Raw genomic sequence first — 15,460 nt, forward strand, 5'->3', positions numbered from 1 at the left:
GCCGACCCTGCGGTTGAAGGAGGAGGCAGCAGGGCAAGCCGTCTGTCGGGGAGTTGGAGAGGTGCAGCCCCGTGTCCGCTGTGGCCCTGAGTCGAGGTTGCAGCCGAGGAGCCGCCCGGTTGGGTGCGGCCGCTGTTGGAACGCTCGGCGGGACGGGCCAGCGCGCTTCGCTGCGGTGGAAGTGTTCCCGGATTGCCTGGTGAGGCACTGTCGAACTGCCCCGATGAGGTCGCGCTGCCGGGGCGGGTCTTCATGCTGGCGAAGGTGTGCTCGACGCGGGCGCGGGCTCGTTTGTGCGAGTGGTTGTGCTCCTGCGTCCATGCGGGCAACTCCTCGCCCGGGGTGCGGCGGTGGGGCGTGAGAAGCGCGGTGTCCAGATAGCGGGGCCGACTCGACCTCGATCTCCTGTCCTTCAGCCAAGTTCCTTGGCGTACCAGTGATCCGCCTTGCCATGCCCTTCGTATGGCGCGGTCTCCTTGTAGCCGTGCCTGATGTACAAAGCTCGTGCATCGGTAAGTTGAGTGTTGGTCTCACACACAATCCTGAGGGCACCGAGCCTCAATGCAGATTCCTCGACGGCGCGGAGGAGACCACGGCCCAATCCTGCTCCCCGCCCAGAGGGGAGCACGTACATCCGCTTGAGCTCTGCAGTCTCAGGATCACCCCTCAGCAGTCGCAACCCTGCACAACCCAGGAACTCGCCCTCACTGTTGCGTGCTACGAGAAACTCTCCGTCAGGCGGGCTGAGGTCATGGTGGGGGTCCTCAACAAGCACCGCTCGAAGCTCTGCCTCTGTGGCTGAACGCCCCAGCACCCGCCGCCCCATCTCGGTGAAGTACTGACGCGTCACCTCCTCGACATCCGTGCCAATGACAGGCTCCGCCTTGATGGTCCAGGTTGACATGCGGGCCATGGTCCCGGACTCACCCGTGGCCGTCCACGGTCCGGCCGACAGATTTCCGTCCAGCTCACACCGTGGAGATCGTTACAGGACAGCCCTTAGTCGTGCGGGCTGCCTCTGCTTTTCTCGAGGTCGGCCCGGGTGGACGAGGCGTTCGGGCATGGCGGCGGCGCATCCGTTGGGGCGCGAGCACGTATGCGCTGCGGAGCGCATGCCGCTCCCGCCTCGCCGCCTCCAACTGTCCCGCCGGCGCTGATCGAGGTCACCGGGGCGCCCGCACCAACGGGAGATACACCTGATCGACGATCTCCGCCAGGACGCGGTCCGGGACGGCCGTGACACCACTCGTCGCGTACTCGTTCCGCAGCAGGTCGACCGCCACGGTGGCCACTCGCGGGGTGACCGCTCCGGGATCCGCCTCGCCGCGAGCGGCTGCACGGGCCAGGACAGTCAGCCAGGGACCGGTGTTCACCTGGCCGAGCTGCTCGCGCAATTCGCGAGCCCGCTCGACATCGCCCTGGATGTCGACCAGAAGCTCCCGCAGGATCTTCCCCGCTGGTGACGACATCCGACCGTTGGCGCGGGTGAGCAGGGCAAGCGCATCGGAACGGAGAGCGCCGGTGTCCGGGGTCTCGGAGGGGCCGGTCGGGAGCATCCGCCGATAGGCGGCGACGCACAGCGCAGCCCGGCTCGGCCAGCGCCGATAGATCGCGTTCTTCGCGGTACCGGCTCGTGCGGCAACGCCGTCCATCGTCAGGTTCTGGTAGCCGGCCTCGGTCAGCTCCTCGGCCGCAGCCCGGAGAATCGCCTGCTCCAGCTCGGCGCCACGTCGACGGGTCGCCGCAGCCACGTCCCTTCCTGTCGCGTCGCTGGCGTCGCCCGATCCGGTGTTGCGGTCACTACTCACGCACGCTCCTCATTCTGGATACCGCCAGTATCCTACTTCAGGAGGAGTTCCGGGGCGCTACGGCGCCTATAAGATACCGTCAGTGTCTTACGGCTATGCGGCTGTGACGGTCGTCCGGGGAGGCTTCGCCCATGGATAAACGCCCGCTCCTCATCGGGCTGCTTTGGGACGTCGGCCTGCCGGCCCTCGTCTTCTACACCTGTCGCTCCGTCGATATCGCTGTTCTGCCGGCGCTGACCGCCGGCGGACTGGCGGCCTTGGTCCGGGTGGTCTGTGTCGCTGCCCTACGACACCGGCTGGACGGTCTCGCCGCTGTCGTAGCCGGTTCCTTCGCTGTACTGCTCGCCGTGTCTGCGCTCACCGGCGACCCCCGAATCCTTTTGGCCAGAGAGTCGATCGTGTCGGGCGCCCTGGGCCTGCTTCTGGTGGGATCCTGCGTGGTCCACAGGCCGGTTCTCTACACGCTGGTCCGGCGCGCCGCGGCCGGCGACGACGCGCGGCTGGCGCAGTGGGACCAACAGTGGCGGACCAGGCCCTCGCTGCGCAGGCACGTCGTCCTGCTGAGCATCGTGTTCGGCAGCGTGCTGCTTACAGAGTCTGGCGCGCGGCTGCTGCTCATCTACCTGCTGCCCATCGACGTCGTGGCCGACTGGACGATGCCGTTGCACTTCGGCGCCGTCGCGCTGCTGATCTGCTGGGCACTGTGGTGGCGCACCCGGCGCCTGCGAGCAGTGACAGCTGACCGTCCCACGACACCGGAACAGTCTGCGCGGCCTCCTGCCCTGTAAGGGGAGCCGCTCTGAACGCCTGCGATGTCGCTCGTACCTTTCGGCCATGGAAGGCCGTGACCGCCCGCGCGCACCCCATACCCACCACCCCAAACATCGTCCTGGCACAGGGATTTTCGAGATCGGAGAAACATGGCCATTCGGCTCGCCGCCGTCGGTGCGGCACTGGTCGTGGGAGGACTGATCAACGTCACTGGGTTCGGAAAGTTTACGGTCCCACTCGGAATCGTCGCGCTGGCCTGCAGTGGGATCCTGCTCGCCCGCAACCGGAACTCGTCGAGGCGTCGGTGACAGAGCCTGTTCCTCAGATCGCCGGTTCGCGCACAGCCAGGTTCGCTCGCCTCAGGCCAAGCCGAAGGCGCCGCTCAATCTGGCACCGTCGGGACTTCCTACTGCTGTGGGCCGGCCAGGCAGTCAGCGAAACGGGGTCACAAGTCACTGTCCTTGCGCTGCCGTTGGTCGCCGTTGTGCTGCTCCATGCCTCCGCCTTCCAGGTCGGCCTGCTGTCCGCGGCCCAGACGAGCGCGTATCTGCTGGTGGCGCTGCCGGCCGGCGCCATCGTCGACCGGATGGCCAAACGGCGGTTGATGATCGGGTGTGAGCTGGTGCTGTGCGCGCTGATCGGCTCGGTGCCCGTGGTCCACGCAGCGGGGGTCTTGACTCTCGGTCAGCTCTACGCTGTTGCCCTGACCTCCAGCGTCTTCGCGGTGTTCTTCTCCGTGGCCTACCAGAGCTACCTTCCGGCACTGCTCGATCCCGGCCTGCTCATGGACGGTAACGGCAAGCTCGCTGTCTCCCGGTCAGTCGCACAGATCGCCGGGCCCAGTCTGGGCGCGGGGCTGGTGACGCTGGTGGGCGCCCCGGGGGCGATGGCCGCCGACGCCGCTTCCTTCATCGTGTCCGCTGCCTCCCTGACGGCGATCCGTACCCGCGAACCACGGCGACTCCCTGCCAATGACGCACACCGGCCCCGGCTGTGGCCGCAGATCCGCGAGGGCATCGCCTACGTCAACCGCGACCGCATCCTGCGTAACTCGGTGGGCTTCAACGGCACGGCCAACTTCTTCGTCATCATGGTCGAGACCCTGGGCCCGGTGTTCCTGATCCGCACCCTGCATCTGCGCCCGACACTCGTCGGCCTGCTGCTCGCGCTCGGGGCCGTCGGCGGGGTCGGCGGCGGGGTGGCCGCACGGCATCTCGCCCGGCGGATCGGCTCGGCGCGCATCAGCTGGATCGCCATGACTGTATGGTCGTTGCCCGGGCTGCTGATCCCACTGGCCGGGCACGGCTGGTGGGTACTGCTGTTCGGCGTCGGCTGGATCTCGTGGACCTTCGCATCCACCGTCGCCGGTGTCGCGCTGACCAGTTACCGCCAGGCGGTCTGTCCGCCGGAGATGCTGGGGCGCGTCAGCGCCGCCGCACGTTGGATCAACTGGGGCACGCTGCCGCTCGGCGGCCTGACAGGCGGCGCCCTCGCGGCCACCCTCGGCGTCCGGACCACCCTGTGGATCGCCGTCCTCGGCGGCTGCAGTGCAGGTCTGTGGCTGTTGTTCTCACCCCTGCGCGCCATGCGCGACATCCCCCTGGACAACCGCGAAATCGTCGGGTGAACCCCGCTGCACAACGCTCACTCGGCAGTAACGCCTTCAGGTGAAGTCTGTTCATCCGAGATCGCCAAGACGAAAGGCTCTTTGTGAGGCTGTGCAGAAGCAGCAGGTCTGCGTGAGCAGTCGGGCCTGTGCAAGACCGGCGATCTTCTGGATAGGTGTTGCGGGTTGATCATCCTTGAGCGCACCGGCGGCTGCACGCCCGTGATACCGGACGGTGGACGGCGTCGCGGTGTCGACGTCAAGCCATATGAGCCGGATGAGCTTCCGAGAGTGGGTGGCGCCAAAGACCGGCACGGTGGAGGTGGGCACGGGTCCCAACGGCTCGTTCGTGGTCTACGAACACCTCCTGACCGCCGCGGCTGTCGTACAGGGCGGCGCGAGCAGCCCGGACTCGGTCGGCTGGACCGCACGGGACCTGCTGACCGCGGACTGGCCTCGCCGCGTTGTACGACGGCCATGCAGAGAGCGATGAGTTGAAACTCGACGACGGCGCGTGGAGACCGGGGTCAGGGCGCCTAGCCCACCGGGGCACATGACCACCCATCCCGTCGTCCCGTAAACGAAAGCAGGTACCACCGCATGTCCTTCAAGCATTCCGGGCCGTCCCGCCGTCTCCTGCTTGCAGGCGCAGCCCTCATGTCGCTGGCAGGTTGCGGGACGGGCGATCACGCAGCTCCCAGGTCGTCCCCGGACCCGAACCCGGATCGGGTCACGGGTCCGCCGAGTCGTCGGCGCCCCGACAGTGCCATGGACAACACCTGGTTCGCGACGCTAGAACGCAAGCACGGTGCTCGTCTGGGCGTGTATGCCCTGGCAACCGGTACCGGCACGGCAATGACCTACCGTGCGGACGAACGCTTTGCGTTCTGCTCAACCTTCAAGGCACTCGCCGTGGCGGCGGTCCTCCATCGGAACCCGCCCAGCCACCTGGCCAAGCAGGTCACCTACACCAAGGCCGATGTCGACTCCATCTCGCCGATCACCAAGGACCACGTCACGACCGGCATGACCATCAGGCAACTGTGCGATGCCGCCATCCGCTACAGCGACGGCACAGCCGGCAACCTGCTGGTGCGCGACCTGGGCGGTACCTCACAATTCAACGCCTTCCTCCGGGGACTTGGGGACGACGTCACCCGCCTGGACGACTACGAGCCGCAGCTGAACAGGCATGATCTGCAAGACCCGCGCGACACCTCCACCCCCCGGGCCCTCGCCCACGACTACCACGCACTCGTGCTCGGCGACGCACTGACCAGGGACCGGCGTGCCCTGCTCACCGACTGGCTCGAGCGCACCGCGACAAGCGCCGGCACCACACGCATCCGCGCCGGACTCCCCAAAGGATGGACAGTGGCCCACAAAACCGGCACCGGCGACTACGGCCGGGCCAACGACATCGCCATCGTCTGGCCGCCCCACGCGGCGCCCCTCGTGTTGTCACTCATGTCCGACCGCACCGGGTACTCCACCCCGCCCGTGGACGCCCTGATCGCCGAAGCCACCAGACACATCGTCACCGAATTCACCTGACCTACTCCACCTACGAGGCTGACTCAATCCCGCACAGAAAGGCGCAGGTAGGGAGTGGATGCGTCGATATGCCGAGATCGACGTCCTGGCAGGGCCCGTTGGAAGCGAGGGGCCGTCCCGTTGAAGTGGTTCGCTGTAGTCCGTGTGCAAGGGGGCAGCAGGAAGCGCGTCTACCGCGCCCTCGTCGGCGGTCTGAGCGTTTGACCATCTCGCGGGAGCGGCGCACTCCTGCGCCTGCCGCGGACACAGCACCGTGACATCCACCGCCGGCTGGGCGGCCTCGACGTTGCAGGCGTCTCACGCAGCGAGGCGGACCGCCTCCGGGAGACGGTCCGCACCCAGCTGACAGGCAGCGGATCGATGGCAGAGACGGCCGATGCTCTCTGCCGCCACCGCAACACAGTCCAGTCCCGCTTTGCCCGCTTCCACGAGCTGACGGCCGTCACATCCGAGGTCGGGCGACGCAGCACTGGTGCCAGTGCTACTGGGGCCCGCTGAGGCTTGAGACGGCTCGCGCCGGCGTCGCGGCCGCGCATGAACTGCGCCAGGGGCGACACGCGGACCGGCTCGGGTCAGCTTCCGAGCCCCGATTCCAGCAGCCGCCCCACCGGCTTGCGTACGGCGAACAGGACCAGACCGATGCCGATGCCGCACACGGCGGTGACGGTGAAGTACGAGGCGTTGTCGATCGCGGTGAACAGCTGGCCGAGGAGCCCCGCGAGCGACGAACCCAGCGCCAGCGTGAGGAAGTTCAGGCCGACCATCTGCGAGCGGAACTTCTCCGGCCCGATCCGGGTGGCCAGCGACAGGCCGATCGGCCCGATGAACACCTCCGAAGAACCGGCGGCCATCATGAACAGCAGGATGAGAAACAGCGGGATCACCGCGTCGCCGGTGGCCTCGGAGATGATCAGCAGGAAGAGATACGCGCAGCCGATCTGGGTCAGTCCGATGGCGACTTTGGTCAGGGGGCCCGGCTGGCGCTCCCCGAGGCGCTTCCACACCCGGGCGACAAGCGGCGTGATGAGGACTGCCGCCAGGGGGCTGACGGTGGTGATCCAGGCGACCGGGAACTTCCAGCCTCCGATGTGCAGATCGATCCGCTCGGTGATCAGGATGGAGATGGCCGTGAACTTCTGGAATAGGAAACCGAAGTAGACACCTGAGGCGAGGAAGAGCGGCAGATAGCCGAGGATGCGCCGGCGCTCGTCGCGGGTGACCGCCGACGATGTCGTCATCGTCAGGAAGTACGCGGCCGCGGCCACCAGCGCGGTGATCGTGACCACCGTGGACAGGTTCCCCGCCCGGAGCAGTCCGGTGGCGACGGCGCCGCCCACGACCGCGACGCAGACGAGGACGAGAGCGGCTACCAGCGGCCGACGCCCCGTCGACAGTGGATTGTTGACGATCTTGGCGCGCTCCGGGAGCCGGTTCATCGACGCGACGTACTGGATGAGCGCCCCGGCCATGCCGATGGCCGCGAGCCCGAACCCGAAGTGGAAACCGAGCTCGTTCTGGGCGAGCCCGGTGGTGAGCGGGCCGACCACCGCGCCGATGTTTATCGCCATGTAGAAGTACGAGAATCCGGCGTCGCGATAGCGGTCGTGGACGTGCTGGTCGAGAACGAAGCCGACGATCGACGTGATGTTCGTCTTGAGCGCTCCGGTGCCGAGGACGATGAGGACAAGGCCGACGCCGAGGCCCGAGAGGCCGGGCGCGAAGGCGAGCACGACATGCCCCGCGGTGATGACGACGGCCCCGTACAGGACCATCTTCTGCGGGCTGACGAGCCGGTCACCGAGCCAGGCGCCGAGGATCTGGGACAGATAGACCGCGCCGCCGTACCCGCCGACGATGCCGGAGGCGACGGCCGGATCGAGGGCGAGGCCGCCCTGTCCGATCGCGTACAGCAGATAGAACGAGAGGATGCCTTGGAGTCCGTAGAACGAATAGCGCTCCCACAGTTCCGTGAAGGCCATGCTCCACAGGCCGCGCCGGACGTCTCTCGCGGGCGCTGTCGTGGCGGGTGTCCCGGACAGCTTCTGCGATGCCGGTGTCTCGGTCGGTGTCATGGGGTTTCTCATTCGCTGAGTCCTGCCAGTCGGGAGCCGAAACGGGCGATGAGCGAGGTGTTCTGCGAGTGCCGGCTCTCCTCCCAGCGGTCGGCGACACCGAACAGCCGGTACATGCCGTGGACGCCGATCCAGCGCAGGGGTTCGGGCTCCCAGCGTCCCGAGTCGTGGTCGTTCCACGGCAGCCGGGTCAGCTCGGTGTCCCGGCCCGCCACCCGGTCGAGCAGTGTGCGGGCGGCGAGCTGCGTCGCGGTCACGCCGTGCCCGGCGAAGCCGCGGACGATACCGACGCGGGTGGCGGGGTCGAAGTAGACGCCGGCGCACCAGTCACGGGTGACACCGATGGCGCCCCGCCAGGCGTGCTCGACCGTGAACTGCACGTCGGGGAAGAAGAGCTGGAGCCGCTCCGTGAGAGTGCGCACGGTGCGGGCGTCGACGGCGCCGGTTCCCGGGGTGCCGGAGTTGAAGGCGTACGGCGTGCCGCGGCCGCCGATGGCGATGCGGTCGTCGGCGGTGCGCTGGGCGTAGACGAAGGTGTGGGCGGCGTCGCCCAGGCACTCGCGCTCCTGCCAGCCAATGCGCTCCCACGCCTCGGAGGACAGCTGACTGGTCACGATCATCGAGGAGTTGACGGGAATCACGTCCCGCCTGCCGAGCCCGGGGGCATCGCCCTCGACCTGGCCGGAGTACGCCTCCAGGCAGCTCAGCACGGTCTTGGCGCGCACTGTGCCGCGCGAGGTGGCGACGGCACCCGCCGCGATGCGCGAGGCTCGCGTGTTCTCGCAGATCCGGACGCCCTTGGCCTCGACGACCGCCGCGAGGCCGTGGACCAGTTTGGCGGGGTCGACGCGGGCGGTGGTACGGGTGAGGAGGCCGCCGAGCGCGGGCCCGATGGCGATGCGCCGCTTGACGGCCTCGGCGTCGAGGAGTTCGAGGTCCTCGGCCCGGTATCCGGCGGCGAGATCCGCGGCGTAGGTTCCCTCAAGCCGCTTCAGGGCAGCGGGAGTTGTGGCCACCCGCAGATGCCCGCCGCGCCGCTGATCGGCCTGGATGCCTTCCCTGTCGAGGATGCTCAGCGTGTCATCGACAGCCCCGTCCATCTCCCGCTGGAACGCGGCGATCGCGACGGCACCGTCCTGCCCGCGCCGGCGCGCGCTCTTGGCGTACACGGCACGGTTGCCGGGGATGAGCGGGGAGAGCCAGCCGCCGTTGCGCCCCGAGGCCCCGTAGCCGACCTCCTCGGCCTCGATCACGGTGATCTTCGCCGTCGGCTGCTGAAGGATCGCGTGGTACGCAGCCCAGAGGCCGGTCAGACCACCGCCGACGACCACGAGGTCCTGCTCCTCGTCGGGCAGTGCGGCGTCCCGGCGCGCGGGCGGGCCCGAGGGCTCGTCCGCGCGCCGGAACGCCTGTATCCAATGCGATATCTCACCGTTGCGGTACACGGTCATGCGACAACTCCAGCTGGACGCAGGGAGAATGGGGCGTCCGGGACTCGATGACGGGAATCAGAAGGCGGCGGTGCTCTAGAGGGTGGGACTCGGCAGGTGAGGGCTCAGTAGGTGGGGGGCGCCATCGCCCACAGGACCCTGGCCTCGTCCACGCCCGTCGTCTCGACGACGCGGTGCGGATCACTGCTGAGGTAATGGACCGAGTCGAGGGCACGGAGCCGGTGGTGCTGGTCGCGGACCCACACCTCCACCTCGCCGGACAGCACGAGAAGGATCTCCTCGGAGCTGCCGTGCGTGTACGGCTCCACACCGGTGGAGCCGCCCGGGGCGAAGTGACCGAGGAGCACTTCGAGGTGGTCGAAGGAGCCGGGGGTCAGCTTGATCTTCGTGGCGCCGTCGCCGAACGACATGCCGTGCGCGTCACGGAACCGCAGCACCGGGCTCGCGGCCGATCCGCCCTGCTCAAAGAGGTCGCCGACGCTCAACTTCAGTACGTCACACAGTCGTTGCAGCGTGCGCACGCTGGCGTTGACCTGATCGCGCTCGACCTGGGAGAGATACCCCTCGGTGAGCCCGGCCTGCTCCGCCACGGCTTTGAGTGTCAGATGGAGGGCCCGTCTGCGGCGGCGCAGCCGTGCCCCTATACCGGCGGCAGGGCCGGACTGATCGTTGGGCATGGGCGTGAAGTTAACAAGACTTCGGCACCATCACAATGGTCTTGGCCGTCATCAAACTTTTCTTAGATGAGTGTGACGGGGCGATCCACTCAGCACACATCGGATGACACCAGCGTGGCGGACGCCACCCCTGCTCCTGTTCGGGCGTCAGATTGCCGACTCCTTGTCCCCGCCGAGGAGTTCCGCTGAGTTCAGCAGACGGTCAAGTACGTGCCGGCAGGTGCCAAGCATGGCGAGAGGCTGTCCCACGAACTTGGTGTGGTGGGGCCGGCCGGGGGCGCCCCGGCCGGCCCCCCCAGGGTGGTCAGGAGGGGCGGGCGGCGGGCCCCGGCCGCCCGGGGGGCGGGCTGGGGGCCGGGGGGGGGCGGTGCGCCGGGGGTCTCCGGGCGCGCCCAGTTGGGGGGGCGGGGCGCCCGCGCCGCCCGCCCCGCCCCCCCCCCACCACTGTGTGTACGCATGGGCGTACGGCTCGCCCGGACCGCCGGCGCGACTGGATGCGGCCCGGGACGTGGAGGTGAGGCGTTGGGGATGCCTCGGGGTCATGCCTTGGCCAGTGCCGGTTCCGTCTCGGTGTCGTGTGGTTGGGGCACGGCGGGCTCTGGGGTTCCTGTGTGCAGGACGCGGTTGACGCGTGCGGTGTCGAGGACGTGTTCCCAGCGGGCGACGACGAGGGTGGCGACGCTGTTCCCGGCGAGGTTGGTCAGGGCGCGGCACTCGGACATGAATTTGTCGACGCCGAAGATCAGCATGATGCCGGCGGCGGGCACGGTGCCGACGGTGGAGAGGGTGGCGGCCAGGGCGATGAACCCGGCGCCGGTGATGCCTCCGGAGCCCTTGGAGGTGAGGATCATGACGGCGAGCAGGCCGAGTTGCTGGCCGAGGCCCAGGGGTGTGTCGGTGGCCTGGGCGATGTAGACGGCGGCCAGAGACAAGTAGATGGAGCTGCCGTCGAGGTTGAACGAGTAGCCGGTCGGCACGGTCAGGCCGACCACGTCGCGCCGTACTCCGAGTCCTTCGAGCTTGGCCATCAGGCGCGGCAGCACGCTCTCGGAGGAGGAGGTGCCCAGGACGATGAGGAACTCCTCGCGCAGGTAGCGCAGCAGCCGGAAGATGTTGATCCTGAGCAGGGCCAGGACGCTGCCGAGGACCACGACGACGAAGAACACCGAGGTTCCGTAGAACAGCCCGATGAGCTGGCCGAGGCTGGTGAGTGTGGAGATGCCGTACTTGCCGATGGTGAAGGACATGGCGCCGAAGGCGCCGACGGGTGCGGCCAGCATGATGTAGTGAAGGATCTTGAACACCACGGCGCTCAGCCGGTTGATGCCGTCGACGATCGGGACTCCGAGGGGTCCCACGGCTTTGAGGGCGATACCGAACAACACCGCGAAGAAGATGACCTGAAGGATGTTGCCTTCGGCGAAGGCGCCCACCGCGCTGGAGGGCACGATGTCGGTGAGGAAGTGCCACCAGCTCTGGCCCTCGCCGTCCTTGACGTATTGGGCGGCGTCGCCTGACAGATGTATGTCGCCGGGGTGGGCGTGGACTCCGGCGCCCGGCTGGAAGACATTGACAGCGATCAGGCCGACGGCCAGGGCGGCCAGGGTGCCGGCCTGGAAGTAGAGCAGGGATTTGAGGCCGACCCTGCCGACACGGCGCAGGCTCTCGACCCCGCCGATGCCGGCCACGATGGTCAGGAAGACGATCGGCGTGATGAGCATCTTGATGGCGGACACGAAGGTGGTGCCGACCGGCTCCAGAGCCACGCCGACGCTCGGCCAGAGCCAGCCGGTGAGGATGCCGCAGACGATCGCGGTCAGGACCCAGAAGTACAGCTGCTTGTACCAGGGCTTGGACGGCGGTGTGACACGAGGCGAGCGGGAGGCGGGGGACGCGGTTGCTGCCATGGCGTTTCTCCTCGTCGAGGAACGTGGACGCAGCCGGGACGCGGGCGGCCTTTTGGGCGCGGAGACCGGTGGGGAGAGCGCGGCTCGGTAGCGGACAGATGCGGGTGCCCTGAGTTCGGCGCGGGATGTGGGATTGCGGCTCGCGGGCCGGGGCGGGGTTGTGCGTGCCGCCCTCGGCCCTGTGGGTACCGGTCAGAGAAGTTCGAGGAGCTTCTTGGTGAACTCGGTGGTCGTGGCATTGCCGCCGAGGTCGGGCGTGCGGACGTCGGTCTTGGCGAGCACCGCGGCGATGGCTTCGGTGATCTCCTTGGCCGCCTTGGGGTGGCCGAGGTGGTCGAGCATCATGGCGGCCGACCAGATCGCGCCGAGCGGGTTGGCGACGCCGCGACCGGCGATGTCCGGCGCCGAGCCGTGGACCGGCTCGAACATCGAGGGGAACTCGCGCTCCGGGTTGAGGTTGGCGGCCGGTGCGATGCCGATGGAGCCCGCCACGGCAGCGGCCAGGTCACTGAGGATGTCGCCGAAGAGGTTGGACGCGACGACCACATCGAAGCGGGCCGGGTCGAGGACGAACTTCGCGGCCAGCGCGTCGATGTGCTCCTGGTCCCAGGCCACCTGTGGGTGGGCGGCCCCGCGCTCGGCGACCAGCTCGTCCCAGAACGGCAGCGTGTGCACGATGCCGTTGGACTTTGTGGCCGAGGTGAGCTTCCTGCCGCGCTGCGCGGCCAGTTCGAAGGCGTAGTCGAGGACGCGGGTCACCCCGGCACGAGTGAACACCGACTCCTGCACGGCCATTTCCTCGGGGAAGCCCCGGTTCAGCCGGCCGCCGATCTCGCTGTACTCGCCCTCGACGTTCTCGCGTACGACGACGAAGTCCACCTCACCGGCTGCGGCGGCGCGTAGAGGGCTGTCGACCCCCTCGAAGACGCGGATCGGCCGCAGGTTGACGTACTGGCGGAAGCTGCGGCGGATCGGGATCAGCAGTCCCCACAGCGAGACGTGGTCCGGCACGCCCGGGTAGCCGACCGCGCCGAGCAGGATCGCGTCCTTGTCGCGCAGCTGGTCGAGGCCGTCCTCGGGCATCATCGCGCCCTCGCGGACGTACCGCTCGCACGACCAGTCGTAGGAGGTGTAGGTGAAGCCGAAGCCGTGGCGGGCGCCGACGGCGTCGAGGACCTGCTGGGCGGGCGGCAGGACCTCGGCTCCGATGCCGTCGCCGGGGATGAGTGCGATGTGGTGGTCGGTCATGTGCCGATTGCAGCAATCAGGCCACGGGGTCGTCCAAGACGCTCTGCCGATCTGCCTTATAAGCCCGTCCTATCAGTGCTGGATGGCGGCAAGTGCGCAGGTCAGGAAGGCGCTGGCGGCTGGGGACTGCTCCGCCCGACGGCTGATCAGCGCGATCTGCAGCGTCGTCTTCGGCTCGATGTCCATCACCAGTGCGCCCGCTTGCTCGGCCGTCGTGCGCCAGGACTCGGTGACCACCGCCAAGCCGAGCCCCGCGAGGACCAGCGGAAGAATGGCCACCCGGTGTTCGGTCTCCGCCGCGATGGCGAACGCGATGCCGCTCTCGCGCAGTCCGTCGACGTAGGCGCGCATCCCGGTGCCTCGCTGGCCGACGATCAGCCGCCGGCCGGCCAGTTTCTCGCAGGCGACCGGCCGCCCCGCCGGGAACGGCCCGTCGGGAGGGGTGAGCAGCACGAAACGCTGTTCCCCGGCAGCATGCGCGATCACGTCCTTGTTGGTGAGCGGCCCCGACGTCGCAAGGAGCCCCAGCTCGGCGGCGCCGGTGCGCACCATGTCCACGACATCGCGCGCGGTGAAGGCGGCCCGGATGTTCACCGACACCCCGGGATACCGGCCACCGAACGCACGGATCATCGTGGTCAGAGGCTCCACGGCCTGAGACGGCATCGCGGCGATGTCCAGTCGCCCCTGGCGCAGTTCATGCACGGCCGCGACGCTGGCGCGAGCCGTCTCAAGGCTCCGCACAGCCGCCCGGGCTGGTTCGATCAACGCTCTTCCCGCCTCGGTGAGAACAGCCCGGCGGCCGATCCGATGGAACAGAGTGCTGCCCAAATCCCGTTCCAGAGCCTGAACTGCCTGGGACAGCGAAGGCTGAGACAGGTACAGGGCTGACGCCGCCCGGTTGAAGCCCTCGTGGTCCACAATCGCAAGGAAGTACTCAAGCTGCCGGATATCCATGACCACCATCCTCCACAGCCCTCAAGAGCGCCTCGCCCCGGCTGCTCACCCGATGGCGGGCCGGCGGTGGTGCGTGTGTCGGCTGTCAGGGATGAGTCACGGTGGCCCAGACCCAGCTGCCGGGTCGCCTCGCCGCGGCGGAACTCTGCGCGGTGGACCCCCGTCGCGACGCCGAGCGCGAGCTGGTAGCCCCGTTTTCCGGCTCAGCTGCTGTAGCGCGAGCGAAACGAGCTCAACAATCTCTTTTTCGATGGCGGGGCCGGTGTCTGTGCCCATGGCCGGAAGATAGATGTGACCTGAGACACCGCACCAGTCTTCTGGGCGCAAGGCGGACTCGCCGATCTGGACCTGCCCCGGGCGGGCGGCGACCACCGGCGGGTGCCGGCTGTGCTGAGAATCCCGGAAGGAAAACGGCTGGCCCCGGGCGCCCGCCGAAGGCCCGGCCGACGCCGGGGGCGGCGAAAAGGTTGGTGTGCGGGGCCGGCGGAACCGGGTAACGTCTTTGTCATGTTCTTCCAGGCGCCGATTTACGAGTGAGCGTGATGGGCCCCTGCTGACGTCCTTCGACGTCGCCGCCGTCCCTCACCGATGAATCCGTAGATCACTTCACACCATTACCGGGAGAACCCGTGACCGTGAGCAAAAACATCAACAACCCCGTGGGCATGGGCGGTGGCCAGCGCAAGAAGCTGTCCCGCACCGAACGGCAGAACAACGGTCCACACCGCAACCTCGACCGCCAGGGTGCAGCCGAGCAGAAGGCGGAGCTGGTGCGCAAGATGCGCGAGAAGGCAGGCGCAGCTGACGGCTCCGGGCAGGCGGGCGACGACACCGCGCAGAGCTGACGCACCGCCGCAGCAGAGCCCGGACCGCGACCCGCGGTCCGGGCTCTGCTGCGGTACCGGGCGCGGTCGGTACCGATCACCCCTCAGCCGACCACCCCGGGCAGCCGCAGATTCAGCAGCCCCGTCACCGCCACCACCCTCGAGCTGCACCAGGAGCGTCACCACTAGCGTGTTCCCCGTGGCCGGCCCGGGCGACACCGCAGCTATGGCGTGCTCAGTAACTGATCTTCGAACCGGTGCGGGCGAGGCCGGCTGCTGATGGGCAACTCCTCGCTATTGCGGCGCCTTTGGGGCATCACAATGACTTCGAGATCCCGAACACGGGGCCAGCTGTCGCATCGTCAAGTTCGTGCGCCAGTAAGCCGCGACCAGCCGCACCCGGTCCTCCAAAGACAGGCTCCACGGCCGCCCTCGGTATGCATCGGCCGCATGTTCGCGCCGTACCGCGGTTACCAACTTGCCGAATCAGCGCGGGCTCAGTCCGGTGAACGGACCTGTCCAGGACAGCTCCGACGCCGTGATCACGCCAAGATCATTCCATGGAGTGACGTGAGGACTGACCTG

Annotated in this window: 13 protein-coding genes and 1 pseudogene; 5 read left to right on the top strand and 9 right to left on the bottom strand. The window is 68.3% G+C overall.

All coding sequences use genetic code 11. The features are described from left to right. Positions 1-412 precede the first annotated feature (412 nt). A complete protein-coding gene (locus tag ACFC96_RS37270; protein ID WP_376616592.1) occupies positions 413-904 on the bottom strand; it encodes a GNAT family N-acetyltransferase in 492 nt (163 codons plus the stop codon). Between the two features lie 259 nt (positions 905-1,163). Further along, positions 1,164-1,808 carry a TetR/AcrR family transcriptional regulator gene (locus ACFC96_RS37275; protein ID WP_376225333.1) on the bottom strand — a complete coding sequence of 215 codons (645 nt, stop codon included), beginning with the start codon at positions 1,806-1,808 and terminating at the stop codon, positions 1,164-1,166. Between the two features lie 131 nt (positions 1,809-1,939). Here ACFC96_RS37275 and ACFC96_RS37280 point away from each other — a divergent pair, with 131 nt between their 5' ends. From ACFC96_RS37280 to ACFC96_RS37295, 4 genes are all read left to right on the top strand, one after another. Continuing rightward, complete coding sequence (locus tag ACFC96_RS37280; RefSeq protein WP_376616594.1) at positions 1,940-2,596, top strand: VC0807 family protein; 657 nt, start codon at positions 1,940-1,942, stop codon at positions 2,594-2,596. Positions 2,597-2,883: 287 nt separating this feature from the next. Beyond that, positions 2,884-4,206, top strand: a complete 1,323-nt coding sequence (locus tag ACFC96_RS37285; RefSeq protein ID WP_376616596.1) for an MFS transporter — start codon at positions 2,884-2,886, stop codon at positions 4,204-4,206. A gap of 579 nt (positions 4,207-4,785) precedes the next feature. Continuing rightward, positions 4,786-5,739 (top strand): class A beta-lactamase, encoded by a 954-nt coding sequence (gene bla, locus ACFC96_RS37290; protein WP_376616598.1) that lies wholly within the window; start codon positions 4,786-4,788, stop codon positions 5,737-5,739. 270 nt (positions 5,740-6,009) lie between these two features. Beyond that, the gene (locus tag ACFC96_RS37295; protein WP_376616689.1) at positions 6,010-6,237 is read left to right on the top strand and encodes a helix-turn-helix domain-containing protein; all 228 of its coding nucleotides are present in this window, start codon (positions 6,010-6,012) and stop codon (positions 6,235-6,237) included. Positions 6,238-6,311: 74 nt separating this feature from the next. Here the strand turns inward: ACFC96_RS37295 and ACFC96_RS37300 are convergent, their stop codons facing one another. The 6 genes from ACFC96_RS37300 to ACFC96_RS37325 all read right to left on the bottom strand — a co-directional run bounded on the left by ACFC96_RS37300 (position 6,312) and on the right by ACFC96_RS37325 (position 14,051). Further along, a complete protein-coding gene (locus ACFC96_RS37300) occupies positions 6,312-7,811 on the bottom strand; it encodes an oligopeptide:H+ symporter (protein WP_340459061.1) in 1,500 nt (499 codons plus the stop codon). 8 nt (positions 7,812-7,819) lie between these two features. Beyond that, complete coding sequence (locus tag ACFC96_RS37305; protein WP_340459063.1) at positions 7,820-9,262, bottom strand: FAD-binding oxidoreductase; 1,443 nt, start codon at positions 9,260-9,262, stop codon at positions 7,820-7,822. 104 nt (positions 9,263-9,366) lie between these two features. Further along, on the bottom strand, positions 9,367-9,939 hold the full coding sequence (locus ACFC96_RS37310) for a helix-turn-helix domain-containing protein (RefSeq protein ID WP_376262001.1): 573 nt from the start codon (positions 9,937-9,939) through the stop codon (positions 9,367-9,369). A gap of 539 nt (positions 9,940-10,478) precedes the next feature. After that, a complete protein-coding gene (dctA, locus tag ACFC96_RS37315) occupies positions 10,479-11,846 on the bottom strand; it encodes a C4-dicarboxylate transporter DctA (protein WP_340459056.1) in 1,368 nt (455 codons plus the stop codon). A 192-nt stretch (positions 11,847-12,038) separates the two neighbouring features. Continuing rightward, positions 12,039-13,094 carry a tartrate dehydrogenase gene (locus ACFC96_RS37320; protein WP_376616601.1) on the bottom strand — a complete coding sequence of 352 codons (1,056 nt, stop codon included), beginning with the start codon at positions 13,092-13,094 and terminating at the stop codon, positions 12,039-12,041. A 72-nt stretch (positions 13,095-13,166) separates the two neighbouring features. Beyond that, complete coding sequence (locus tag ACFC96_RS37325; RefSeq protein ID WP_376616603.1) at positions 13,167-14,051, bottom strand: LysR family transcriptional regulator; 885 nt, start codon at positions 14,049-14,051, stop codon at positions 13,167-13,169. 629 nt (positions 14,052-14,680) lie between these two features. On the opposite strand from ACFC96_RS37325, the gene ACFC96_RS37330 reads away from it, so the two are divergent. Further along, positions 14,681-14,896 (top strand): DUF6243 family protein, encoded by a 216-nt coding sequence (locus ACFC96_RS37330; protein ID WP_376616605.1) that lies wholly within the window; start codon positions 14,681-14,683, stop codon positions 14,894-14,896. 301 nt (positions 14,897-15,197) lie between these two features. On the opposite strand, the pseudogene ACFC96_RS37335 reads toward ACFC96_RS37330, so the two are convergent. Continuing rightward, positions 15,198-15,421, bottom strand: a pseudogene (locus ACFC96_RS37335) (transposase family protein); the annotation flags it as partial. Between the last annotated feature and the right edge of the window lie 39 nt (positions 15,422-15,460).

This window comes from Streptomyces sp. NPDC055955, assembly GCF_042270245.1.
GTDB lineage: Bacteria > Actinomycetota > Actinomycetes > Streptomycetales > Streptomycetaceae > Streptomyces.